This is a genomic window from Nocardioides potassii, from assembly GCF_021648885.1.
Lineage (GTDB): Bacteria > Actinomycetota > Actinomycetes > Propionibacteriales > Nocardioidaceae > Nocardioides > Nocardioides potassii.
In genome coordinates this window covers 180,042-205,745 of sequence record NZ_JAKJHZ010000007.1, presented here as the reverse complement: position 1 = coordinate 205,745, position 25,704 = coordinate 180,042, and the positions used below count along the sequence as shown (strand labels likewise).

The window sequence follows — 25,704 nt, the reverse complement described above, 5'->3', positions numbered from 1 at the left end:
CCGGTGGAGAAGAGCTCCGCCTTCGCGAGGGAGCTCGAGGCCAAGTACGTCGATCCCGACCGGGTCTACAGCACCGACGTGCGGTGGTGGCTCGGCGAGGCTGCGCACACCGACGAGGTGCTTCTCGAGCAGGTGCAGTCGTTGTACGACGCGGGTTTTCGCGGCGTGGAGCTGTGCATGCAGAGCGACAGCGGCGCCCCTGACGCCAGCTACGCGTACGGCTCCGAGATGTGGACCCACAAGTGGAACCTGCTCATGAACAAGTTGCTCGACCTAGGGATGAGCGTCTACCTCACCTCGGGCACCAACTGGGCCACGTCCAACGTGCCCGGTCTCGACCCGAGCAGCCAGGCCGCCATGCAGAACCTGACCATGGCGACCTCCACGGTGGGGGCGGGCCAGAGCGTGACGACCCTCCAGGCCCCCGCGGCCAACGCTCGCCGTGCAGGCGCGAAGTTCGTGACGGCCTATGCCTACCGGGTCACCACGGGCAACAACGTGGATCCCTCCAGCTACGTGAACCTGAAGTCACGGGTCACGCAGGGGGCGGACGTGTGGACGCAGAACCTCAACTGGACCGCTCCGGCGGATGGGACCTATCGGATCTTCTCGCTCTGGACGCAAGGCACCTACCAGACGTCCGCCCCGGCCGCGCAGCCCAGCTACGCGACGAACTACTTCGATATGAGGGGTGTGCAGGCGCTCAGGACTTTCTGGGAGCAGCACTACCTCAGCGATCCCGCGCTGGCCGCGAAGATCAAGGCTGGTGACGTCCAGCTGTTCATGGACTCGCTCGAGATCACCTACGGCACGGGTGGGATGACCTGGTGGTCCGAGGACATGGCGACGGAGTTCCAGAAGCGCAAGGGATACGACATCACGCCCTACCTGTTCCTCGCGAGCGGTGTCTCTGCGAGCGTCGCCAACCCCTACCACCGCCTCAACGACACCGGCACCTACCGACTTGAGGGTGACGAGAAGCGCCGTCAGGGCATCATCAACGACCTCCTGGACGTGCAGACCCAGCTCTACCGGGAGCGCATGCTGCGGCCGATGAAGGAGTGGCTGAACTCGGTCGGCATCGAGACCCGCGCGCAGATCTCGTACGGAAAGCCCCTGGAGATCTCCGAGCCGGCCATGGACGTCGACTACCCCGAGGCCGAGAACCTCAACCAGTACAACCAGGTCGACATCTTCCGGCTGTGGACCGGTGCGGCGAAGCTGGAGAACAAGGTGCTGTCGTCCGAGACGAGCGCCACCTTCAACTTCCCCTACAACTACACGCCCCAGAAGCACCTCGAGGACGCCTACTCGACGTTCGCCGCCGGCTTCCAGCGGATCATCTGGCACGTGTGGGCCGCGGACTACGGCGTGGGCAACTACGCCTGGCCCGGGTTCAACCCGTTCGGCAACACCTTCATCCAGTTCCACTACTTCGGTGACCGCAACCCGGGCAAGCGCGACTACGACGAGTTCAACGCCCACCTCGGGCGCGTCCAACAGCTGATGCAGACCGGGGTGTCGCGCACCGATGTGGGGTTCATCCACCAGAACTGGACCCAGGGCGTCCGCTTCGGTGGCGGTGTCGGCAGCGACAACACCCAGATGCAGTGGCAGAAGGCGCACCAAGGCGTCTACTACCGCTCCACCGAGCTGCAGGACAACGGCTACACGTACGACTACTTCAGTCCTCGGTTCCTCTTCGACGACGACGTGCGCTTCGACGACGAGACCAAGACCATCGAGCAGGCCGGCTACAAGGCGGTCGTGCTCTACCAGAAGTGGCTCGACCTCGAGGGCGCCAAGCGCATCCTCGCCTGGGCGAAGAGGGGCCTGAAGGTCGTCGTGCTGGAGGACGCTGCGTCCACTACCCCCTACAACGACGGCAAGGACGGTGCCCTCAAGAAGGTCACCGACGAGCTCAAGACCCTCAGCACGGTCCGTACCGCCACCGTCTACGACAACATCGACTACTTCTCGTCCACCCCGGGCGGGTACGACGACAACGTCATGGAGAAGTTGCAGGAACTCGGGGTCGAGCCCTACACGGCCTACCCGAAGCCCAACCTGCAGCTGCTGAACCAAACGCGTGAGGACGCCGACGGGAACCGCTACGTCTACCTCTACAACTACGGCGACGACAGCTACCACCAGTACTCCAACAAGCCGTCTGTCCGGAACGTCAAGTTCGGCAAGAACATCACGACCGACGTCGAGGTCGAGGGTCGCTTCGTGCCCTACCGGATCGACGCGTGGACCGGTGAGGTCACCGAGCTGGCGGACTACCGCTGGGAGGGCGGCCGGACGATCGTGCCGGTGGACGTCGACTACAACAACATCGACCTCCTCGCCTTCGAGAAGGTCGACGACGAGCAGCTGCACGTCCTGGACACCAATGCTGACTCGTCGTACGCCACCGATCGCGGTGTCGCGCTGCGAACGGACGAGAGCGGCACCGTCACCGCTGCGCTCAGCAACGGAGCGGACGTGGCCCAGGACGTCGAGGTGCCCAGCACGTACGACATCACCGACTGGGACCTGACGGTGGAGTCCTGGACCCCGAACACGACGGCAGGCGACCTGACCCGGACGGAGACCATCGGCGGCCTCACGACCACCAACCGCAAAACCTCCACGGTCAAGAGGCCGATCGACGTCCAGCTGGACACGCTGACCACCTGGAACAACATCCCGGAGATCGGCAAGAACGTGTCCGGCACCGGGCACTACGAAGCGGACTTCGACTGGGATGCCGGATCGGCGACCGGTGCCTACCTCGACTTCGGCGACACCCTCGAGGAGTCGATGGAGGTCTGGATCAACGGGACCAAGGTCGGCGGGCACGTCAGCACCAACCCCTCGAAGGTACGGCGCGACGTCGGGGGGGTGGACGGACCCACGATCGACGACGGAACGGGACAGCAGGTCCCGCTGGTCGGACATGACCAGTACACCGGCGGCGTCAGCTGGACCAAGCCCGTGGCCGACGTGAGCGACTACTTGGTGGACGGGAAGAACTCGATCGTCATCGAGTACAGCTCGGCACTAGCGAACGTCCAGCTCAGCCGCGGTGTCATCGCCCAGGGGCCGATCTCGGGCTACGGGGGGACGTGGTGGGGCTACAACAACGACTACCTCGCCTTCGGTCCGAAGCAGGCGAAGATCGTCCCGTTCGTCGACGTCGAGTACTCGCCGGACGTCACCACGCCGCCCACCACGGTCCCGCCGTCCACTCTTCCGCCGACCACGGTCCCCCCGACCACGGTCCCGCCGGTGCCGCTGCCCCCACAGGCCGCCGCCAAGGTCCGGGTCAGGGACAAGGTCCGCGCCGGGAAGATGCTCAAGATCCGCGGGCGTGACCTGTCGGTGACGAAGGTGAGCATCACCCTCGGTGGCAAGAAGCTCGGCACCGCCAAGGTGGAGGACGGCAGGTTCGTCGTGACTCGCAAGGTGCCGAAGAACCTCTCCGGCAAGGCGGTGCTGCGGGTGCTGGACCGCTCCGGCGACGTGCTCGTCCGGACCACCGTGAAGGTGCTGAGGAGCAAGGGCTGAGACGGGACCGCGTGGCCGCTCGCCTGAGCGATCACGCGTTCCCGGGCGGTCGACGGCGTCGGCAGACGCGCAAGCACATGTCATCAGATGTTCTGAGAGAACGAGGAGAAAGATGTCTCACCAATCAGCGGTCGTGCGCGACCGCCAGACCCGGGGAAGGCGACGCACGCGTCGTCTCACGCGGTTGACGGCCAGTGTGGCCGTCCTCGCAATGCCCGGCACACTGATCGGCTCGCCACTGGTCGCGGCCGCCCAGGCGGCGCCCGACGACGCAGCCTGGCACGCAGAGGTGCTCGGCAACGGTGCCACCACCCTCTACCCCGCTGTCGTCACGACCACCTTCGGGGGAGTGACCAACGCCGACAGGCTGGTCGGCGAGACCCCGGGGTCCGCCACCCTCACCTGGGATGGGCAGGGCCTCGCGCCGACGGTGATCCTGGACTACGGGCGCGTGGTCAACGGTCTCCCGTTCCTCGAGGCCACCTCCGTCACCCCGGCCACCGGATCGACGTCCGTCGGTGTCCGGGCGGCCTACAGCGAGTCCCTCGACTTCCTGCTCCGGAAGGGTTCCACGCGCCTGGTCCTCACGGCTCCGGCCGGTGCCGCCAACCTCAAGGTCGACAGCGTCGCGAACTTCGTGCGCGGGCAGGACCTCACGGTCGGGACCGGCGCGGCTGCCCAGACGGTGCAGATCTCCGCCGTCGGCACCGCCGCCACGGTCAACCCTGCCTTCGCGCCGGTGCCTGCGGGCGCGACCCGGGTCGAGGTCTCGAGCGTCGCCGGCTACACGGTGGGCAACGACCTCTACCTCGGAGAGGGCGCTGACCGCGAGAAGGTGACGATCGCCTCGGTCGGCCGCGCCTCGTTCGCCACGGTCCTGGCCACCCCGGCAACCGCCGGTGCGACGAACATCAAGGTCGAGGGCAACGGCCAGCAGTGCTACGAGGGCTTCGGATGCTTCGGTCAGGCGGCGTTCCAGGTCGGGGACCAGCTCGTCCTCGACGGAGAGACCGTCACCGTCACCTCGGTCGGCACGCCTGGCGCCAACGGGACCGGCATCGGGGTCACCGCCCTCGCCTCCGCCCACGCCAACGCTGCTCCGGTCGAGTTCCACGGGCCGGGCATCGGCTTCACCCCGGCAGCTTCGCGGAGCTTCCCCAAGGGAGCCCCGGTCATGACCCCGGGCACCGGCCTCACGCTGAGCTCGCCGCTCACTGCCGCGCAGGACCTCGGGTCTTCGGTGACCGGATCGCCCGGCAACGTCGTCGGTGACAGCGTGCAGTTCGCCGGCACGGGCACCGCGAGTGCGCGCAACCGGACGACCAACGTCTCTGCCCCGGGCCGGTTCACCACGCCCGCCAACCAGCTGCAGGGCGGCGTGCGCTTCCACGCACTGACCCTGACCACTCCAGGGACCATCGAGATCTCCGCCGCTGGCATCGACTCGAAGTTCCCCAACTACGACGCGGACGACTACGCCGGCTGGTTCCTGTCGAACGACGAGCAGCTCAACGACATGTGGTACAGCGGGGCCTACACGCTGGACACCAACATGGCCCCCGCCGGAGTCCAGCCGGGTAGCACGATCGGCGTGGTGCTCGACGGCGCCAAGCGGGACCGTCGGATCTGGATCGGCGACCTCCTGCCCCAAGGGCGCACGACCTACGCGGCGTTCGGCTACGGAGCCCTCGGGTCGGACTACATGAGGAACTCGATCAAGGTCTTCGGTGACTCGGAGAACGCCAACGGCTCGGTCAACGGCGACTCCGGCAACTGGACGTCCACGCCGCCCGTATCCGGCTTCTACTCCACGTCGTACTCGATGTACCACGTGCTCAACCTGGTCGACTACTTCCGTCACAGCGGCGACCGTCCGTTCGCGATCGACCAGTACGACGAGGTCAAGAACCAGCTCGGCTGGAATGCCACCCTCGAGAACGACGACGGGCTCGTGGTCACCACCGCGGGTAACGACGGCCGCGACTGGGACTACTACGACGGCGGCAAGCCTGGCGCCGTGGCCTCCACCAACATCGTCTACTACCGGGCGCTCAGCGAGGCGGCGTGGCTGGCACAGTCCCTTGCTAACGGCGCCACTGGAGCTCAGCGCGTCAGCTGGCAGGCAGACGCCGACGCGTGGTCGGCAAAGGCCGCCCGCACCCGCACCGCCATCAACAACCGCCTGTTCGACCAGGCGCGCGGCGTCTACCGCCTGAGCACCGTCGACAACGGGACGCACTCGGGCAGCGCGACCGCGCAGGACGCCAACGCGTTGGCGGTCCTGTACGGAGTCGTCGACCCGACCAAGGCTGCCGGGGTGCTCGGCTTCTTGCGAGACAACCTGAGGGGGGAGGAGGGCCCTCAGCCCTTCACCGCTGACGCCAACTACAGCTCGCTCGTGAGTCCGTTCGTAACCGGGTTCGAGACTGCTGCGCGGTTCGAGTCCGGGGACGCGGACGAGGCGATCGACCTGATGCACAACGTGTGGGACAAGATGGTCGACCGCGACAACCCGTTCTACTCCGGCGCCCTGTGGGAGAACTTCTCCCCGGACGGCACGATCAAGGACTCGAACACCAGTCTGGCCCACGGGTGGGCCACCGGGCCTACCTGGCAGCTCTCCACCTACGTGCTCGGCGTGCAGCCGGTGGACCCCGGCTACAAGACCTGGCGGGTCAAGCCGACGTCCGGTGGCCTGGAGTGGAGCAAGGGACAAGTCCCCACGCCTCAGGGACCGATCGAGGTGTCCTGGTCGCGAGACGGCAAGGCGTACGAGCTCGAGGTGACCGCGCCCGACGGCGCATCGGGCGAGGTGTGGGTCCCGCTCGGGACCGAGAACGCCACGAGCGCCGCCACCACCCCCGGAGCCACGTTGCGGCGCAGGGAGCCCGGGTACGACGTGTACGCCGTCGACGCCGGCACCTTCACCTTCACCTCCAAGCCCGGCGCAACCCCGGTCCCGCCGACGACCGGTCCGCCGACCACGGTTCCGCCGACCACGGTCCCGCCGGTGACGCTGCCCCCGCAGGCAGCCGGCAAGGTCCGGGTCAAGGACAAGGTCCGCGCCGGGAAGATGCTCAAGATCCGCGGGCGTGACCTGTCGGCGACGAAGGTGAGCATCACCCTGGGTGGCAAGAAGCTCGGCACCGCCAAGGTGGAGGACGGCAGGTTCGCCGTGACTCGCAAGGTGCCGAAGAACCTCTCCGGCAAGGCGGTGCTGCGGGTGCTGGACCGCTCCGGCGACGTGCTCGTCCGGACCACCGTCAAGGTGCTGAGGAGGAAGGCGGCCTGAGAGAGGGTCCCAGCCGCCAGCAGCGGGGGGTCACGCCGTGCGGGCGTGACCCCCTGTCTCATGTCCGGATGGACTAGGGCCGTTGCCCGGTGTCGTCTGCTGCAGAGCGGACGTCGGACTCGAGCAGCCCGCCCACCATCTGGCGCAGCCAGAGGTGGGCGGGGTCGTCGCGGCGGCTCGCGTGCCACCAGAAGGCCGTGCGCAGGGTGTCGAGCTCCCACGGCCCTGGGATCTCGCGGATGCCGTATAGGTGCCCCATCTCGGTAATTAGCCTTCGACCCATGACCGCCACCCGCGAGCTGTCCCGCAGGAAGAAGGGCATGCTCATCGAGCCGCTCACGATGACCTCGGTCCGCGGCCGGACGCCGGCGGCGAGGATCTGCTGCATCCCCCGCGCGACGTCCCGCTCGCCGACCTGGGCGACAACCCATGGACGGGTGTTGAGGTCGTCGACGTCGAGCCGCTCCGCAGGATCATCCGCGGCGACGACGAAGACCCACTGGTCCTCGAGGACGTCGATGCTCTCGAGCCCGGACAACCAGCCATGGGGGAGGAACACGCCGTCCACGCTCGCCGCGAGGTGGTCGGCGATGTCGACGTTGCGCAGCTGGCCGGGCTCGACGACGCGCATCCTGCTGGCGGGCGCTGCTTCCTGGATCGCGAGGCAGAGACGGGGGAGGAGCATGGCTGCCAGGACCTCGCCGCACACGACCGTGAACTCGTGCTCCACGTCGGGGTCGAACGTCGTCTTCGCCGCGACGACGCGGTCGACGGCCCGGAGCGCATCCGTGACGGCCGGCTGCAGCTGCTTCGCGAAGGACGTGAGCTCGTAGGCGTTGCCACGACGAACCAGCAGCTCGTCGTCGAAGTGCCTCCGCAGCCGCGCGAGCGCCGCGCTCATCACGGGCTGGCTGACACCGACGGACGCGGCCGCCCTCGACACGTTCCGCTCGCGCAGCAGGCTGTCCAGCGAGTGCACGAGGTTCAGGTCGAGCCGCCGCAGGCGGGCATGGTCGATCACGGGTCCTCCTTGGTCGACTCTGCCGCGTCCGCGGCACCACGTCGAGAGCCGACGCGGAACCGGCGGTGGTTGCGGAACGTATCAATGCCCATCGGCGGAGGGCACCTGTCCCGTCCATGTGATCCGCGGATACCCCGTATCGGCTCTCGCAGGTGTCCGGAACCGGACGCACCCATTGCCGTCGAGGTGTGACGCCGACCACAGTGTGGGGGCCGCCCGCTGAATCGTTTCAGGAACGAGCGGCCCCGATCGAGTCCGGGGACCCTCATCGCGCCGCGATGCCTCGCTCGGAACCATGCACAGCCGAAGGAGCACCCACGTGAGATCCACCCTGACGAACAGGTCCGCGACCTGCTTGTTCACAGCAGCCCTGGCGCTCGGACTGGCCTCACCGGCCGCGGTCCTGGCCACCAGCGCGAGCTCGTACGCCAACGACACGACGTCGACCACCACGACCGCCCTGCAGTCGCCCGCGGTGAAGAAGTCGTCCGAGTTCGCGCAGGAGCTCGAGGCGAAGTACATCGACCCCGACCGGGTCTACAGCACCGACGTGCGGTGGTGGCTCGGCGAGGCCGCCAACACCGACGAGTCGCTGCTGGAGGAGATCCAGGCCCTCTACGACGCCGGCTACCGCGGTGTCGAGCTGTGCATGCAGAGCGACAACGCAGCTCCTGACGCCACCTACGCCTACGGGTCGGAGATGTGGACGCACAAGTGGAACCTGATGATGAACAAGCTGCTCGACCTGGGCATGGCGGTCTACCTCACGTCGGGCACCAACTGGGCGACGTCCAACGTGCCGGGCCTCGACCCGGCCAGCCAGCAGGCGATGCAGAACATCACGCTCGGCACGGGCACCGTGGCGGCCGGGCAGGCCGCCACCGTCGTCCCGGCCCCGCCGGCCAACGCCCGCCGGGCGGGCGCGAAGTTCATCACCGCCTACGCCTACAAGGTCACCCAGGGCGACGAGGTCGACCCGAACAGCTACATCGACCTCAAGGCGCAGGTCACCCCCGGGGCCGACGTGTGGACCCAGAACCTCAGCTGGACCGCGCCCAGCGACGGCACCTACCGGATCTTCGGCGTGTGGACCGAGGGCACCTACCACTCGTCCAGCCCGTCGGCCCAGCCCGCCTACGCGACGAACTACTTCGACACGCGCGGCGTGCAGGCGCTCCGCGCCTACTGGGAGCAGCACTACCTCGCCGACCCGGCGCTGCGCGCGAAGATCGCCGAGGGTGACGTCCAGCTCTTCATGGACTCCCTCGAGATCAACTTCGGCACCGGCGGCGCGACGTGGTGGTCGGAGGACATGGCGGCGGAGTTCAAGCGCCGCAAGGGCTACGACATCACGCCCTACCTGTTCCTCTTCCAGGGCACGAACGCCAGCCCGTTCACGCCGTACCACGAGGTGCGCAACACCGGCACCTACAAGATGGCCGGCGCCGAGATCAAGCGGCAGGGCATCATCAACGACTACCAGGACGTGCTGACCAGCCTCTACCGCGAGCGCATGCTGCGCCCGCTCAAGACCTGGCTGAACTCGGTGGGCATCGAGACCCGCGCCCAGATCTCCTACGGACGTCCGATCGAGATGTCGGAGCCCATCATGGACGTCGACTACCCCGAGGCCGAGAACTACAACCAGTACAACAACGTCGACATCCTTCGTCTCTGGACCGGCGGCGCCAAGCTGGAGAACAAGGTCCTCTCGACCGAGACGGGCGCGCAGCTCCCGGCCTACAACGGCACCCGGCAGATGGACCTCCACGACGCCTACGCCCAGTACGCCGCCGGCTTCCAGCGCATCGTCTGGCACGTGTGGGGTGCGGGCTACAGCTACGGAAGCTTCAACTGGCCCGGTCACAACTCGACCGGCTTCCGCCAGCTCGGCACCCGCAACCCGGGTTACTCGGACTACGACGAGTTCAACGCCCACATGGGTCGCGTCCAGCAGCTGATGCAGACCGGCAAGAGCCGCACCGACGTCGGCTTCATCAACCAGAAGTGGATCCACGGCGTCGCCTACAACGCCGGCATCGGCAGCGACAACGCGAACATGAACTGGCAGTACGCGCACCAGGGCGTCTACTACCGGTCCACCGAGCTGCAGGACAACGGCTACACCTACGACTACTTCAGCCCGAAGTTCCTCTTCGACGACGACGTCCGGTTCGACCCCCAGACGAAGACGATCGAGAAGGCCGGCTACAAGGCCGTCGTGCTCTACCAGGACTGGCTCGACCTCGAGGCGGCCAACCGCCTCCTCAAGTGGGCCAAGCAGGGCCTCAAGGTCGTCGTGCTCGAGAACGCCGGCAACCGGACGCCGTTCAACGACGGCAAGGACAAGGCGCTCAAGAAGGTGATGGACGAGCTCAAGACGCTCCCGACCGTCCGTCAGGCCACGGTCTACGACGACATCGACTACTTCAGCGCCCAGGCCGGCGGCTACGACGACAACGTGCTGGAGAAGCTCCAGGAGCTCGGCGTCGAGCCCTACAGCGGCTACTCCGAGCCCAACCTGCAGCTGCTCACGCAGACCCGCGAGGACGACGAGGGCAACCAGTACCTCTACGTCTACAACTACGACCCGGCCAACTACCTCGACAAGAGCAACCGGGCCGTGATCCGCGCGGCGACGCACGGGCAGAACATCAAGACCGACATCGTCCAGAACGGTCTGTTCATCCCGTACACGATCGACTCCTGGACCGGTGAGACCACCCAGCTCGCCGACTTCCGCTGGGAGGACGGCAAGACGATCGTCCCGATCGACCTGGACTACGACAACATCGCCCTGCTGGCCTTCGAGAAGGTCAACCCGGGCGAGGCGCAGCAGCAGCTGCACATCGTCGACACGAACGCGGACTCGGCGTACACCACCGAGGACGGCCTGGCGATGCGCACCTCGTCCAGCGGCACGGTCACCGCTGAGCTCAGCAACGGCGCCACGGTCAGCCAGCCCGTCCAGGTCCCCGAGGCCTACGACATCACCGGCTGGGACCTGAACGTGAAGTCCTGGCGCCCGAACCCGACGGCCGGCGACCTCGTCCGCACCGAGACGATCGACGGCCTCACCACCACCAACCGCAAGACGTCGACCGTCGTCACCGACATCGACGTCCAGCTCGACAAGCTGACCACCTGGGACAACATCCCCGAGGTCGGCAAGGCGGTCTCCGGCAAGGGCTACTACGAGGCGACGTTCGACTGGGATGCCGACTCGGCGACCGGTGCGTACATCGACTTCGGCAAGGACCTCGAGGACTCCATGGTCGTGTGGATCAACGGTGAGAAGGTCGGTGGCGAGGTGTCCACCAACCCGACCAAGGTCCGCAAGGACGTCGGAGGGGTCGGCAAGCCGACCATCGACGACGGCCGGGGCAACCAGGTCCCCCTCGTGGGCACCGACCTCTACACGGGCGGCATCGACTGGAGCACCCCGGTCGCCGACGTGAGCGACTACCTCGTCGACGGCGAGAACGAGATCAGGATCGAGTACTCGTCGGCGCTGTCCAACGTGCAGCTCGACCGCGGGATCGTCCAGGTCCAGATCCCGCGGATCGCCCGCAACAACCCGTGGTGGATGAACGACCAGAAGTACCTGTCGTTCGGTCCTCAGCAGGCGAAGATCGTGCCGTTCGTCGACGTCGAGTACGCGACCCGGACGGTCCCGCCGGTCCCGCCGACGACCGGTCCGCCGACCACGGCGCCGCCGACCACGGTTCCTCCGGTCACGCTGCCCCCGCAGGCAGCCGCCAAGGTCCGGGTCAAGGACAAGGTCCGCGCCGGGAAGATGCTCAAGATCCGCGGGCGCGACCTCGCGGTGAACAAGGTGAGCATCACTCTCGGTGGCAAGAAGCTCGGCACCGCGAAGGTGGAGGACGGCAGGTTCGTCGTCGTCCGCAAGGTGCCGAAGAACCTCTCCGGCAAGGCGGTGCTGCGGGTGCTGGACCGCACCGGCGACGTGCTCGTCCGGGCCACCGTGAAGGTGCTGAAGAGGAAGGCGGCCTAGGAGCGGGTCCGAGCCGCTGAGCAGCAGGGGGCCACGCCGTGCGGGCGTGGCCCCCTGTGGCATGTCCGGGGACCGCCCGGGATGGATGTGTCCCACGCCACACGAGACGGCGGCCAGCGGGCTCCGCGTTCGGTAGGTTGTGCGCGGCCCGCACGCCGCTCCGGCTCGAACCGGTCGGAGCCCCCACCCAGGAGGCAGCAGTGCGCATCGGCATCCCGCGCGAGTCACGACCCGGCGAGACCCTCGTCGCGGCCACGGCGAAGACGGCGGCGCAGCTCGCCGCGCTCGGCTACGACGTCGTGGTGGAGCACGGCGCCGGAGCGGCCGCCGACCAGCCCGACACCGCCTACGAGGAGGCGGGCGTCCGGGTCGGCCCGAGCGCCGACGTGTGGGCCAGCGACATCGTGGTGAAGGTCAACGCGCCGACCGAGGAGGAGATCGGCCTGCTGCTGCGCGGCGCGACCGTGGTCGCGCTGCTCGCGCCGGCCCGCAGCCCCGAGCTGGTCGAGCGGCTCGGTGCTGCCGGGGTCACTGCCCTGGCGATGGATGCCGTGCCCCGCATCTCGCGGGCGCAGTCGATGGACGTGCTCTCCTCGATGGCCAACGTCGCGGGTTACCGCGCAGTGATCGAGGCCGCCCACGAGTTCGGCCGGCTCTTCACCGGCCAGGTCACCGCGGCCGGCAAGGTGCCGCCGGCCCGGGTCTTCGTCGTCGGGGCGGGCGTCGCCGGGCTCGCCGCCATCGGTGCCGCCGGGTCGCTGGGCGCGATCGTCCGCGCGTTCGACGTACGCCCCGAGGTGGCCGAGCAGGTCGAGTCGATGGGCGCCCAGTTCGTCACGGTCGACATGGAGCAGGAGGTCTCGGCTGACGGCTACGCCAAGGAGATGACCGCCGAGCAGGAGGCCGCCACCGCCGCGATGTACGACGAGGAGGCGCGTGCCGCCGACATCGTCATCACCACGGCGCTGATCCCCGGCCGCCCCGCGCCGCTGCTGGTGACCGCCGAGACGGTGGCCGGGATGAAGCCCGGCTCGGTCGTGGTCGACATGGCGGCCGCCAACGGCGGCAACGTCGCGGCCACGGTCAAGGACGAGCGCGTCGTCACCGACAACGGCGTGACGGTCCTCGGCTACACCGACCTCGCGGGCCGGCTGGCCGCCCAGACGAGCCAGCTCTACGGCACCAACATCGTCAACCTCCTCAAGCTCCTCACTCCGGAGAAGGACGGCCGGCTCACGCTCGACATGGACGACGTGATCCAGCGCGGCATCTCCGTCACCCGTGACGGCGAGGTGATGTGGCCGCCGCCGCCGGTGCAGGTCTCCGCTGCACCCGCGGCCGAGAAGACCGCCGTGCTGCCGGTCGAGCAGGCCCCGCCGACACCGCCCGACCCGCGCCGCCGGCTCTACGCGGCCGGGCTGGCCGCGGTGCTCTTCCTGGTCCTCGCGACCATCGCCCCGGCGTCGTTCCTGCCGAGCCTCACCGTCTTCGTGCTCGCGGTCGTCATCGGCTTCTACGTCATCGGCAACGTGCACCACGCGCTGCACACCCCGCTGATGAGCGTCACCAACGCCATCAGCGGGATCATCGTGGTCGGCGCGATCCTGCAGGCGCCGACCGACAACCTCGCGGTCCAGCTGCTCGCCGGGGTGGCCATCCTGCTCGCCAGCATCAACGTCGTCGGTGGCTTCACGGTCACCCGGCGGATGCTCAACATGTTCCAGAAGGGCTGAGCCCGTGGTCCAGTTCGTGCAGGGCGCCTACATCCTCTCCGCGCTCCTCTTCATCCTCGCGCTCGCCGGGTTGAGCAAGCACGAGACCGCTCGCCGCGGCAACCAGTTCGGGATGGCCGGCATGGGCCTCGCGCTCGTCGCGACGCTGCTGCTGGTGCTCGACTACCTCGGCACCGACTACTTCGATCAGGGACCGGTCGTCGTGGGTCTGGTCATCATCGTCGTGGCGGGCGCGATCGGTGCGGTCATCGGCCTCCGGCTTGCCCAGCGGGTCGAGATGACCGGCATGCCCGAGCTGATCGCGATGATGCACAGCTTCGTCGGCCTCGCCGCCGTGCTCGTCGGCTACAACACCTACATCGAGACCGCCGACTTCGGTCATTCCGACTCGGTGCACAACGCCGAGGTCTTCATCGGCGTCTTCATCGGTGCCGTCACCTTCACCGGCTCGATCGTCGCCAACCTCAAGCTCAGCGCGCGGATGAAGTCCGCCCCGCTGACGCTGCCCGGCCGCCACCAGCTCAACCTGGCGATCCTCGTGGTCTCCGCGCTGCTGATGGTCTGGTTCATGCTCAGCGACGGCTGGGTCGGCATGGCGCCGCTGGTGGTCATGACCGTCCTGGCGCTCGTGCTCGGCTTCCACCTCGTCGCCGCGATCGGCGGCGGCGACATGCCCGTGGTCGTCTCGATGCTCAACAGCTACTCCGGCTGGGCGGCGGCCGCGGCGGGCTTCATGCTCGGCAACGACCTGCTGATCATCACCGGCGCGCTCGTCGGCTCCTCGGGTGCGATCCTCAGCTACATCATGTGCACGGCGATGAACCGCTCGTTCGTCAGCGTCATCGCCGGCGGCTTCGGCTCGGACGGTGCCGTCTCGGGGGAGGCCCGCGACTACGGCGAGCACCGCGAGATCCAGGCCGACGAGGTCGCGGCGATGCTCAAGGACGCGTCGTCCGTCGTGATCACCCCCGGCTACGGCATGGCCGTCGCCCAGGCGCAGTACCCGGTCGCCGAGATGACCCGCAAGCTGCGCGAAAAGGGCGTCGACGTCCGCTTCGGCATCCACCCCGTCGCGGGCCGGCTGCCCGGCCACATGAACGTGCTGCTGGCCGAGGCCAAGGTGCCCTACGACATCGTGCTCGAGATGGACGAGATCAACGACGACTTCCCCGACACGGACGTCGTACTGGTGATCGGGGCCAACGACACCGTCAACCCGGCCGCGATGGAGGAGCCCAACTCGCCCATAGCCGGCATGCCGGTCCTCGAGGTCTGGAAGGCCAGGGACGTCATCGTCTTCAAGCGGTCCATGGCGACCGGCTACGCCGGGGTGCAGAACCCGCTGTTCTTCCGGGAGAACAGCCAGATGCTCTTCGGTGACGCCAAGGACAAGGTCAACGAGATCGTCGCCGCCCTCGGTTGAGCCTCGTCCCGGTGGTCGAGGAGGGACGAAGTCCCGTCACGAGACCGGGGTCTCGTGACAGGCGCCAGGTCGCCTTCCTCGACCAGCGGGGCCCGGGTCAGCCGAGGTGGACGCCCGCGAACGCGCCGATCGCGTAGGTGACGCCCATCGCGAGCAGGCCGCCCCCCACGTTGCGCAGTACGGCTGGCAGGCGCGGGCTGAGACCGATCCGGGCGCTGACGAAGCCGGTGAGCGCGAGGGCCGCCGCGACGCTCAGCACGGTGACCAGCACGCGGAGGCTGTCGGCGACGAAGGCCACGACGAGCAAGGGCAGCAGCGCGCCGACGGTGAAGGCGACCATCGAGGCCCACGCGGCGTGCCACGGGTTGGTGAGGTTGTCGGGGTCGATGCCGAACTCGATGTCCGCGTGCGCACGCAGCGCGTCGTGCTCGGTGAGCTCGCGGGCGACCTGCGTCGCGGTCTCCGGCGAGAGGCCCTTCTCGACGTACATCTTGGCCAGCTCGCGCTCCTCGGTCTCCGGCATCTGCCGCAGCTCGGTCGCCTCGAGCTCGAGGATGGACTTCTCGGAGTCGCGCTGGGTGCTGACCGAGACGTACTCGCCGGCGCCCATGCTGAGCGCACCCGCGGTCAGCGCGGCGATGCCGGCGATCACGATGGCGCCGCGGTCGTCGGTGGCGCCGGCGACACCCATCACCACACCCGCGGTGGACACGATGCCGTCGTTGGCGCCGAGGACGGCCGCGCGCAGCCAGTTGAGCCGGGTGCCGACCTCGCCGAGGTCGGAGTGGAAGTGGTGCGGCTTCTCGTCGGTGCCGATCTCAAAGCTCATGCACGTACTCGCTTCGCTCGCTCATGCACCGATCTTCGTGAACCGCGGGGGACGTTTCAACGAAGGTGAGCCTGTGCTCATGCGGCGAGTGGCCCGCCCCGATGAACTTCCACCCGTACGAGTGGAAGTTCATGCGCGCACGACGGCGATCACCAGGCCCCTCGTCACAGGCCGAGGTCGCGTCCGATCAGCATCTTCATGATCTCGTTGGAGCCGGCCCAGATCTTCGTCACGCGGGCGTCGCGCCACGCGCGGGCGACGCGGTACTCGTTCATGTAGCCGTAGCCGCCGTGCACCTGCACGCAGTGGTCGAGCACGTCGTTCTGCACCTGCGACGTCCACCACTTCGCCTTGGCGGCGTCGACGGGGGTGAGGTCCTTCCGGTTGTGCGCGAGCACGCACTGGTCGACGAACGCCTGGGTGACGTCGACGCGGGTGACGAGGTCGGCGAGCAGGAACTGGGTGTTCTGGAACGAGCCGATCGGCTGCCCGAAGGCCTGGCGGTCCTTGGCGTACTGAACCGTCTCGTCGAGGATCTGCCGGGCGTGGGCGAGGTTGGTGATCGCCGAGCCGAGCCGCTCCTGCGGCAGGAACTGCATCATCGAGATGAAGCCGGTGTCGAGCGGGCCGACGAGGTCGGCGTTGCTGACGCGGACGTCCTCGAAGGACAGCTCGGCGGTGTCGGACTCGTCCTGGCCGACCTTGTCGAGCACCCGGCCGACGCTGAAGCCGTCCAGGGTCGTGTCGACGGCGAAGAGCGAGATGCCCTTGGCCTTCTTCTCCGGGCTGGTGCGCGCCGCGACCAGCACGAGGTCGGCCGAACCTCCGTTGGTGATGAAGGTCTTGGAGCCGTTGATGATCCAGTCGTCGCCGTCGCGCACCGCCGTCGTACGCAGGTTGGCGAGGTCGGAGCCGCCGCCCGGCTCGGTCATCCCGATGGCGGTGACGAGCTCGCCGGACGCGGCCCGCGGGAGCCAGCGGGCCTTCTGGTCGTCGTCGGTGAGGTGCACCAGGTAGGGCACGGTGATGTCGGCGTGGATCCCGACGCAGCTCGGCAGGGTCATGTTGACCTTGGCCAGCTCCTCGGTGAGCACCGCGTTGAAGCGGTAGTCGCCGGCCTCCGAGCCGCCGAACGCCTCGGGGATCTCGAGGCCGAGGAGGCCCTGCTTGCCGGCCGCGATCCAGAAGTCGCGGTCGAGCGCGTGCTGGGCGGCGTACGTGTCGAGGTGCGGCACCACCTCGCGGTCCAGGAACTGCTTCACCGAGGCCCGGAAGGCCTCGTGGTCCTCGTCGTAGATCTCGCGCTTCATGCGGCTATGTTACCGACGAGTCACCAAAGTCGCTGAAATCTTGACCAAAGGTCGCTCCCCGACAGGCCCGGTGCCGCGTAACGTGCCCTCGGCCATCTCGTTATCGGGAGCGGGAGTGGGAGCAGTGACGAGGGACGACGACCGGACGTACGCACGTCCACGCGGGCAGGCGTGGGGCAACGAGGCCCAGCGCGCGGTCCTGCACGCCATCGCCGACGACGTCGCGCGACGCTCTGGCCACCGCGTCGCGGTGATCGAGGCGCTGCGCTCCGACGGCAACCTCGAGTACGTCGCCATCGCCGGCAGCCTCGACGGCCACGAACGCCTCATGGGCGAGGCCACGCCGCACGTGATGATCGACCGCATCGTCGAGCGCGGCACGGACCTCGCGGGCTGGGTGCACCTCCCGTTCGAGGCCATCGACGACGAGACCCGCGAGTGGGTCGACCGCTACGGCCACACGCCGGACGTGCCGGGCGGCGACGGCCAGGACGGCTGGCACCCCGAGGACCTGCTGATGAAGCTGCTCACCAGCGAGGACGGCGAGCGCCGGGCGGTGCTCTGGCTCGACGAGCCGCACTCGGGCCTGCGACCCACGGCGGAGCAGATGGCGTCGATCAACGACGAGATCGGCGTGCTCTACGAGGCGATCGTCAGCATCGTGGAGCGCGAGCTCTACGGCGAGCAGGTCCGCATGGTCACCCGGGCCCGTACGGCGGTGCGCAGCGTCCGCCCCGGCCTCGCGGTCGACGACTTCATGCGCGAGCTGTCGGAGGCGATGGTCGCGGGGATGCCGATCGACTTCTTCGACGTGCTGCTCGCAGGCGACGTCGAGCCGCTGCTCGAGCCGCACACCGCCGAGCTCGAGGCGCAGATGCGCGAGGTGTGGCTGCGGCGCGGCCACCTCGTGGTCGAGCCCGACCGGACGTGGGGCCTCGAGGAGTGGGCGACCCCGACCCCGGACGTGATGGCCGCGGCGATGGAGACGCACGGCCTCGGCTCGCTGCTGCTCGTCCCGATCGGCATGGGGGAGGAGTACCTCGGCACGATGGGGCTCGGCCGGGCCGTCGGCGGCGCCCGGTGGATCGACTCCGAGATCAACGCCGCGGCCGCCGTAGCCAACGACCTCGCCGGCGTCGTGCTCGACGCCCGCATCATGGAGCGCGAGCGCCGCCTCAACGCCGAGCTCCGCGAGGTCAACGACCACCGCCGCGACATGGTGACCACGCTGGCCCACGAGCTGCGCAACCCGGTGAGCGTGCTGTGGACCCACCTCGAGCTGCTCGCACTGGACGAGCCGACCCCGGACGCGCGTGAGTCGCTCGAGGCGATGGACCGGGCGGCCCGCCGGATCGAGGACATGGTCGAGGCGCTCATGGCGCTCGCCGCGGTCAGCGACCCCGACCGCGCCGTCCCGAGCGTCCCGGTCGACCTCTCGGCGGCCGTGCGCGAGTGCCACGAGTTCCTCGAGACGGTGGCCGCGCGCGGCGGTGTCGACCTGACCAGCCACGTCACCGAGGGCGTCGTGGTGGCCGGCGAGGAGGCGGCGCTCCAGCGGATGGTCGCCAACCTGCTCTCCAACGCGGTGAAGTACACCCCGTCCGGAGGCTGGGTCTCGATCACGCTGGAGGTGGCCGACGGCGAGGCCGTGCTGACCTGTGCCGACGCAGGCATCGGCATCGCCCCCGCCGACCTCCCCCACGTGTTCACGCCCTTCTTCCGCGCGGGCGACCCGGCCGCCCGGACCAGGCCCGGCACCGGGCTCGGGCTCTCGATCGTGGAGAGCGTGGTCGCCGCCCACGGCGGGCGAGTGGACGTCACCTCGGAGGTCGGGGTCGGCACGACGTTCGTCGCACGGCTGCCGGTGGCGTCCGCCGACGAGTCGTCGTGACCGCCGTGACCGTCGTGACCGTTGTGACCAGGCCGGCACCACCCGTCCGGGCCACCTGAATCGGTCTAGACATACCCCTTCTCAACAGTTCCTCCCCAGCATCCGGCAAGACGGGGGGAAAAGCGCCCGGAGCCTGGGCCCCCCGCCTACGATCCGCGACAGGAGGACGAGACCGCCATGGACCAGGGGCGACCAGGGGAGCGCCGGACGCGCGACCTGAGTTGGGGTGATGCACGTGCTCGGGCGCTGATGCACGCCCTGGCGCGCGACGCCGCCACCCGCGCCGGGTTCCGGGTCTGCGCCATCGAGGTCGTCCGCCCCAAGGGCCTGCTGGAGTTCGTCGCGATCTACGGCGACCTGACCAGCGCCGAGGAGCGCCTCGGCACCGCCTCGCGGCTCGCCGACATGCAGGCCGCGTTCGCCGACGGCGAGCAGTTCGGCCACTTCGTCTGGATGCCCGACGAAGGCTTCGCCGACAGCACCCGCGACCTCATCGACGGCGTGGTCCTCGTGCCCGACATCCCGACCACCGGCAACCCCGACGACTGGCACCCGATGGACATGCTGGTCGCCCAGATCGCGGACGAGCGGGGCGACCTGCGAGCGCTGCTGTACCTCGACGTGCCGACCGACCTCAAGCGGCCCGACAAGGACCGGTTGCTCGAGATCTCCGACGAGCTGGCGATGACGCTGCGCTCGGTGGTCACCGCGGTCGAGCGCGAGGAGTTCGCCGACCACATGCGGGTCATCCGCGCCACCCGCCGGCTGGCCCGGTCCAACCCGGCCCGCCACGACGTGCACCACCTCCTGCGCGAGGCCCGCGTGACGCTGCTCGGTGCGCTGTCGGTCGACGAGCTGGAGATCCACACCTTCCTCGACGAGGACGTCGAGACCCCGGACAGCCTGGGCCTGCAGATGGCACCCGACGTGCGCCAGGCGCTGGACGCCGCTGCCGCGCGGGCGTGGGCGGACCAGCGGGTCCTCATCATCGAGCCCGAGCAGATCTGGGGAGACCCGGTGCTGGAGGCCGCGCACGCCGACTGGTTCGCGCGTGCCCTCGACGAGGCCGGCTTCGAGGCCGTCGTCGTCGCGCCCGTCGGGGTCGAGGACGAGGTGCTCGGGATGCTGATGGCCGCCCGCCGCACCGGCTCGCGGCGCTGGACCGACGGCGAGGGCGTCGCCGTCCTCGAGCTCGGCCACGACCTGGGCCGCGCGATCGCCAACGCGCGCGCGACGCAGCGCGAGCGCCGGCTGCTGGAGGAGCTGCGCGAGCTCGAGGAGGCACGCCACCGCTTCCTGCGCGAGCTCACCCACGAGATCAACAACCCGATGACCGTGATCGCCGCCAACGCGGAGTTCCTCGCCACCAGTGAGGACATGGACGAGCGCGACCGGCGCCGGGCACAGGCGATCCTCCGCGGCACCGAGCGGCTCAGCGACCTGCTCGAGGGCCTCGCGATGCTCTCGCGCGTCAGCGACCCGCAGCACCCGCCGACCATGAGGCGCATCGACCTGATGGCGATCGTCGACCAGACCCTCGTCGCGATGACGGCCGTCGCCGAGAAGGCCGGTGTCACGCTGCAGCTCGTCGGCGAGACCGGCCCGGCGGTCGTCCACGCCGACGCCCGCGAGGTCGCGGGCGCGATCAGCAACCTCGTCGACAACGCCGTGAAGTACTCCAACGCCGGCGACGAGATCTGGCTGGGGGTCGACCGCGGCGCCGACGGCTCGGTCACCTTCATCTGCCGAGACGAGGGCATCGGCATCTCCGAGGCCGACCAGGCCAACCTGTTCGCGCCGCTGTTCCGCTCGACCAACGAGGACGCGCTCCAGCGCCCCGGCACCGGGCTGGGCCTCGGCATCGTGCGCGAGATCATGCAGCGCCACGGAGGGTCGGTCGAGGTCGAGTCGCGGCTGGGCCGCGGCACGACGATGCGGCTGCGCTTCCCGGCGCCGCCGCCTCAGGACGACTTCGGTCCGCCGTCGCCGAGGACCTCCTCGACCCAGGCCGGCACGAGGTGGGTCGCGGGTCCCTGACGGGACTCCTCGAAGTCGCTCACGCCCACGCTGGGCTCGAGGTTGAGCTCGAGGGTCCGTCCGCGCGCCCACTGCACGAACGCCGCCGCCGGGTAGACCACGCCCGACGTCCCGATCGACACGAAACGGTCGCACGACCACAGGGCACGCTCGACGACGTCCATGCCGTAGGGGATCTCGCCGAACCACACGATGTCGGGACGCAGGGTGCGCTCGCCGCAGGCCGGGCACGGTGGCCGGTCGGCGAGCGGACCGTCCCACTCGTGCCGCTGGTCGCACGACGTGCACCAGGCGGACCTGAGGCGTCCGTGGAGGTGGTGCACCCGGGTGGAGCCGGCCCGCTCGTGGAGGTCGTCGACGTTCTGGGTGACGACGAGGAGGTCGTCGCCGAGCGCCGTCTCGAGCCGCGCGAGCGCGCGGTGCGCGGCGTTGGGCTCGACCGTCGACAGTGCCGCGCGCCGCTCGTCGTAGAACCTCTGCACCAGCGCCGGGTCGTCGTCGTACGCCTCCGGGGTGGCGACCTGCATCGGGTCGTGGCCCTCCCACAGCCCGTCCGCGTCGCGGAAGGTGGAGAGCCCGCTCTCCGCCGAGATCCCGGCGCCGGTCAGGACGACGATCCGCATGGTCCAGTAGTAGCACCGGCGCCACCCGTCCACCCGCAGGGGTGCCCGACGGGGTGGGCGGGCACCCGTCGGTGCGGTAGACAGTCGGGCATGACGGACTTGGGAGGGACGTCGGGCATCGTCGCGTTCGCAGGCGACTGGGAGGGACCGGTCGTCGCGACGTCGGTGCACGCCGGCCACGGGCTGCGCCCGGAGATCGCCGACGCGATGGTGCTCGACGAGCAGGTGCGGCTGCGCGAGGAGGACCCGTTCACCGACCGGATCGCCGAGGTCGTGCCCGACCGCGCCATCACGCACCGCTCGCGCTTCGAGGCCGACCTCAACCGGCCGCGACGCGAGGCGGTCTACCGGCGTCCCGAGGACTGCTGGGGCCTCGACGTCTGGCACGGCGGGACGCTGTCGCGCGAGCTGTTCGCGGGGAGCCTCGCGACCTACGACGCCTTCTACGAGGCGCTCGCACCCCGGCTCGACGCGCTGGCCGAGCGAGGTCCGTTCGTCCTGCTGGACGTGCACTCCTACAACCACCGCCGTGACGGCGCCGACGCACCGCCGGCGCCCGCCGAGGACAACCCCGAGGTCAACGTCGGCACCGGCAGCATCGACCGCGAGACGTTCGGGCCGCTCGTGGAGCGCTTCCTGGCCGACATCCGTCAGGGAGGTGGCTGCGGACCGATCGACGCGCGGGAGAACGTCGCCTTCGAGGGCCGCGCGCTGGCGTGGTTCGTCCACGACCGCTACCCCGGCGTGGGGTGCGTGCTCGCGCTCGAGTTCAAGAAGGTCTGGATGGACGAGTGGACGGCCGAGGTCGACGAGGAACGGCTGGCCTGCCTGCGCAGCGCGCTCGCGTCGACCCTGCCCGGGATGCGCGAGGAGCTGGAGAAGCTCCGGTGAGCGCTGACCCCGAGTCGGAGGGGTTGAGCGCGAGCGACCTCGCGGTCGACCACCAGCTCGCGCTGCTCGCGGGGAGCTTCCGGTTCCTGCTCGACATCACGCCCGTCGACGCCGACGACCTGCGCGACGACTTCCTGGCGGGCCGTGCGCCCGAGCCCGGCTTCACCTATCGCGAGCTCGAGACCGACCCCGACGTCGTACGGACCCAGCTGGCCGCCGTCGACCTCGGCTCGGTCGAGGACCCCGTGCTCGGCCAGCTGCTGCGTGCCAAGCACCGCGAGATGGAGCTGCAGCTCGACATGCTCGAGGCGCGCGACACCGAGGACTTCCTGCCGCTCAGCGTAGAGCTGTACGGCGGCGTGTCGCCCTCCCTGCGCCGACAGGCCGAGCAACTCCTGGCCGGCATCACCCGCACCGAGCCGAGCGATGAGGCGCTCGACGCCGAGGAGTTCCTCGCGATGGCCGAGGCGGAGATCGCGCTCTACCGCGACGCCGACCCCGACCTCGCGATGCACGCCGAGCTCCGGGCCGACGTCAACGGGGTGATGGTCTCGGGGGACGTGCTGCTCATCGGCCCGGAGACCAAGGTGCAGCGTGCCCGCGCGCAGGCGCTGCTCCACCACGAGGTCGGCACGCACCTGGTGACCCAGGCCAACGGCAGCCACCAGCCGATCAAGGTGATGGGGGTCGGGCTGGCCGGCTACGACGAGACCCAGGAGGGCCTCGCCGTGCTCGGCGAGATCGCCTGCGGCGGGCTGACCGCCTTCCGGCTGCGCCAGCTCGCCGGTCGCGTCGTCACCGTCCACCGGATGATCGGCGGTGCGAGCTTCGAGGAGGCCCACGAGGCACTGGTCGCCGACGACTTCCCCGAGGGCAGCGCGTGGACGACCGTCATGCGCGTCTACCGCTCGGGCGGGATGACCAAGGACGCGATCTACCTGCGTGGCCTGGTCGAGCTGCTGGAGCACCTGAGCGGTGGCGGCTCGCTCGACCGCCTCTGGCTGGGCAAGTTCGCGCTGCGCGACCTGCCGCTGATCGGCGACCTCGAGGACCGCGGGCTGCTCCGGCCGGCACGCGTCCTGCCCCGCTACCTGCACGACCCGCAGGCCCACGCGAACCTCGCGCGGGCGGCGGCCACCGATGATCTCGGCTCACTCCTGGAGGGACACGCATGAAGATCGGATTCGTCGTCAACGACATCGAGACGGAGAAGGCGGAGTACACGACCAACCGCCTGGCCATGGCGGCCAAGGAGATGGGCCACGAGGCCTGGTACATGGGCATCGGCGACTTCGCCTACGAGCCCGACGGGTCATTGAGCACCAAGGCCCGCTCCGGCCACGCCAAGACGTACCGCTCCCTCGAGCGCCACCTCGCCGACATCAAGAAGCCCGACGTCGAGCAGCTCATCCCGATCGACGAGTTCGACGTGGTGATGCTGCGCAACGACCCCGCCGACGACGCCGACAGCGACCCCTGGCGCAACAACGCCGGCGTCGCCTTCGGCCAGCTCTTCGCCTCGTCGGGGGTGCTCGTGGTCAACGACCCGACCAGCCTCGCCAACGCCCTGTCGAAGGCCTACTTCCAGCACTTCCCCGAGATCGTGCGGCCGCGCACCCTCATCTCGCGAGACGAGGGCATGATCGAGTCGTTCATCGAGGATCTCGGCGGCAAGGCCGTGCTCAAGCCGCTCCAGGGCTCCGGCGGCACGGGCGTCTTCCTCGTCGACCGCAAGGAGTCGCCCAACCTCAAGCAGATCATCGAGGCGATCTCCCGCGACGGCTACGTCGTCGCGCAGGAGTACCTCCCCGAGGCGGTCAAGGGCGACGTACGGATGTTCGTGATGAACGGCCAGCCGCTGGTGGTGGACGGCAAGTACGCCGCCTTCCGCCGCACCAACACCACCAAGGACATTCGCTCCAACATGTCCGCCGGCGGCAAGGCGACCAAGGTCAACGTCACCGACGCGATGCTCGAGATGGTCGAGATCGTGCGGCCCAAGCTGGTCGCGGACGGGATGTTCCTCGTCGGGCTCGACATCGTCGGCGACAAGCTGATGGAGATCAACGTCTTCAGCCCCGGCGGCCTGGGCAGCGCCCAGTCGCTCTACGAGGTCAACTTCGCCCCGGCGATCATCGCCGAGCTCGAGCGCAAGGTCGCGATCCGCCAGCACTACCCCGAGATCGACAACCACACCCTCGCGACGAGCTGACCTTCGCGCTACAGTCCGGCTGTGACGGCCGGATGAAGCTCCACCTGCTGGGAGTCCGCGGCTCGACGCCCGCCCCCGGGGCCGACTTCTCACGCTACGGCGGGCACACCTCGTGCGTGGCCGTCACGGCCGACGGCGACGACCGTCCGACGCTGGTCCTCGACGCCGGCACCGGCCTGAGGAGCCTCACCACCCTGCTCGCCGGGGCGTCGTTCGACGGCTCGATCGTGCTGAGCCACCTGCACTGGGACCACATGCAGGGCATCCCCTTCTTCGCAGCGGGCGACCGCGACGACGCCCGGGCAGACCTCTACGTCCCGGCCCAGGAGGGCCGCTCGGGACGCGACCTGCTGGCGCAGTCCTTCGCGCCGCCGGCCTTCCCCATCACGCCGGAGGGGCTGCGCGGGACGTGGGGCTTCCACGCCCTCGAGCCCGGCACCCACGAGATCGAGCGGTTCACCGTGCGTGCTGCCGAGATCGCCCACAAGGGCGGGCGGACGTACGGCATCCGGGTGGACGACGAGCGCGGTTCGGTGGCCTACCTCCCCGACCACGCGCCTGCCGCCGGTGTCGCCGACGAGCTGCTGGAGATGCTCGAGGGCGTCGACGTCCTCCTGCACGACGCCCAGTTCCTCGAGGGCGAGCGACCCGTCGCCGTCGACTACGGGCACGCGACCGTGCAGGACGCGGTCCGGCTCGGCGAGCAGTGCGGTGCGGCCACGGTCGTGCTGTTCCACCACTCGCCCGCTCGGACCGACGCGGCGCTGGACGACATCGCCGGCTGGTCGGCAGGGCTCTCCTCCGCGGTGGAGGTCGTCGTCGCCCGGGAGGGCGCGACCCTCGACGTCGGTCGCAGCCCGGCCTGACGGCCGGTC

General features: G+C 69.4%; 15 protein-coding genes. 11 read left to right on the top strand and 4 right to left on the bottom strand.

Annotated features, from left to right (window positions below):
• Positions 1–3 precede the first annotated feature (3 nt).
• Together L2K70_RS11740 and L2K70_RS11735 are read left to right on the top strand one after the other, a co-directional pair.
• Positions 4–3,552: a glycosyl hydrolase gene (locus L2K70_RS11740; RefSeq protein ID WP_236402113.1), complete on the top strand. Its 3,549-nt coding sequence runs from the start codon at positions 4–6 to the stop codon at positions 3,550–3,552.
• A gap of 211 nt (positions 3,553–3,763) precedes the next feature.
• Positions 3,764–6,844 (top strand): alpha-L-rhamnosidase C-terminal domain-containing protein, encoded by a 3,081-nt coding sequence (locus L2K70_RS11735; RefSeq protein WP_236402111.1) that lies wholly within the window; start codon positions 3,764–3,766, stop codon positions 6,842–6,844.
• 73 nt (positions 6,845–6,917) lie between these two features.
• On the opposite strand, the gene L2K70_RS11730 is transcribed toward L2K70_RS11735, so the two are convergent.
• Positions 6,918–7,865, bottom strand: coding sequence for a LysR family transcriptional regulator (locus L2K70_RS11730; protein ID WP_236402109.1), 948 nt, complete (start codon positions 7,863–7,865; stop codon positions 6,918–6,920).
• A 319-nt stretch (positions 7,866–8,184) separates the two neighbouring features.
• On the opposite strand from L2K70_RS11730, the gene L2K70_RS11725 reads away from it, so the two are divergent.
• The 3 genes from L2K70_RS11725 (at position 8,185) to pntB (ending at position 15,036) form a co-directional block, all read left to right on the top strand.
• Positions 8,185–11,880: a glycosyl hydrolase gene (locus L2K70_RS11725; protein WP_236402107.1), complete on the top strand. Its 3,696-nt coding sequence runs from the start codon at positions 8,185–8,187 to the stop codon at positions 11,878–11,880.
• A 200-nt stretch (positions 11,881–12,080) separates the two neighbouring features.
• On the top strand, positions 12,081–13,613 hold the full coding sequence (locus L2K70_RS11720; RefSeq protein ID WP_236402105.1) for a Re/Si-specific NAD(P)(+) transhydrogenase subunit alpha: 1,533 nt from the start codon (positions 12,081–12,083) through the stop codon (positions 13,611–13,613).
• 4 nt (positions 13,614–13,617) lie between these two features.
• Positions 13,618–15,036 (top strand): Re/Si-specific NAD(P)(+) transhydrogenase subunit beta, encoded by a 1,419-nt coding sequence (gene pntB / locus L2K70_RS11715; RefSeq protein WP_236402103.1) that lies wholly within the window; start codon positions 13,618–13,620, stop codon positions 15,034–15,036.
• A gap of 97 nt (positions 15,037–15,133) precedes the next feature.
• On the opposite strand, the gene L2K70_RS11710 is transcribed toward pntB, so the two are convergent.
• Together L2K70_RS11710 and L2K70_RS11705 are read right to left on the bottom strand one after the other, a co-directional pair.
• On the bottom strand, positions 15,134–15,865 hold the full coding sequence (locus tag L2K70_RS11710) for a VIT1/CCC1 transporter family protein (protein WP_236402100.1): 732 nt from the start codon (positions 15,863–15,865) through the stop codon (positions 15,134–15,136).
• 164 nt (positions 15,866–16,029) lie between these two features.
• On the bottom strand, positions 16,030–17,175 hold the full coding sequence (locus L2K70_RS11705; protein ID WP_236402098.1) for an acyl-CoA dehydrogenase family protein: 1,146 nt from the start codon (positions 17,173–17,175) through the stop codon (positions 16,030–16,032).
• Between the two features lie 124 nt (positions 17,176–17,299).
• Here L2K70_RS11705 and L2K70_RS21675 point away from each other — a divergent pair, with 124 nt between their 5' ends.
• Together L2K70_RS21675 and L2K70_RS11695 are read left to right on the top strand one after the other, a co-directional pair.
• Positions 17,300–19,066 carry a sensor histidine kinase gene (locus L2K70_RS21675; protein ID WP_236402096.1) on the top strand — a complete coding sequence of 589 codons (1,767 nt, stop codon included), beginning with the start codon at positions 17,300–17,302 and terminating at the stop codon, positions 19,064–19,066.
• Positions 19,067–19,315: 249 nt separating this feature from the next.
• Entirely contained in the window at positions 19,316–21,103 is a 1,788-nt protein-coding gene (locus L2K70_RS11695) for a sensor histidine kinase (RefSeq protein WP_236402094.1), read from the top strand.
• On the opposite strand, the gene L2K70_RS11690 is transcribed toward L2K70_RS11695, so the two are convergent.
• Positions 21,028–21,726: an NAD-dependent deacylase gene (locus L2K70_RS11690; RefSeq protein ID WP_236402092.1), complete on the bottom strand. Its 699-nt coding sequence runs from the start codon at positions 21,724–21,726 to the stop codon at positions 21,028–21,030. The two genes, L2K70_RS11695 and L2K70_RS11690, sit on opposite strands and share 76 nt — an antisense overlap.
• A 90-nt stretch (positions 21,727–21,816) precedes the next feature.
• Between L2K70_RS11690 and L2K70_RS11685 the strand changes: the two genes are divergently transcribed.
• From L2K70_RS11685 to L2K70_RS11670, 4 genes are read left to right on the top strand one after another with little or no spacing between them, the layout of a single operon-like run.
• Positions 21,817–22,617, top strand: a complete 801-nt coding sequence (locus tag L2K70_RS11685) for an N-formylglutamate amidohydrolase (RefSeq protein ID WP_236402090.1) — start codon at positions 21,817–21,819, stop codon at positions 22,615–22,617.
• Positions 22,614–23,792, top strand: a complete 1,179-nt coding sequence (locus tag L2K70_RS11680) for a peptidase MATCAP family protein (protein WP_236402088.1) — start codon at positions 22,614–22,616, stop codon at positions 23,790–23,792. Before L2K70_RS11685 ends, L2K70_RS11680 begins: the two co-directional genes overlap by 4 nt.
• Positions 23,789–24,829, top strand: a complete 1,041-nt coding sequence (locus L2K70_RS11675; protein WP_236402086.1) for a glutathione synthetase — start codon at positions 23,789–23,791, stop codon at positions 24,827–24,829. The genes L2K70_RS11680 and L2K70_RS11675 overlap by 4 nt, the downstream gene beginning before the upstream one ends.
• 32 nt (positions 24,830–24,861) lie before the next feature.
• Positions 24,862–25,695, top strand: a complete 834-nt coding sequence (locus L2K70_RS11670; protein ID WP_236402085.1) for an MBL fold metallo-hydrolase — start codon at positions 24,862–24,864, stop codon at positions 25,693–25,695.
• Positions 25,696–25,704: the final 9 nt, after the last annotated feature.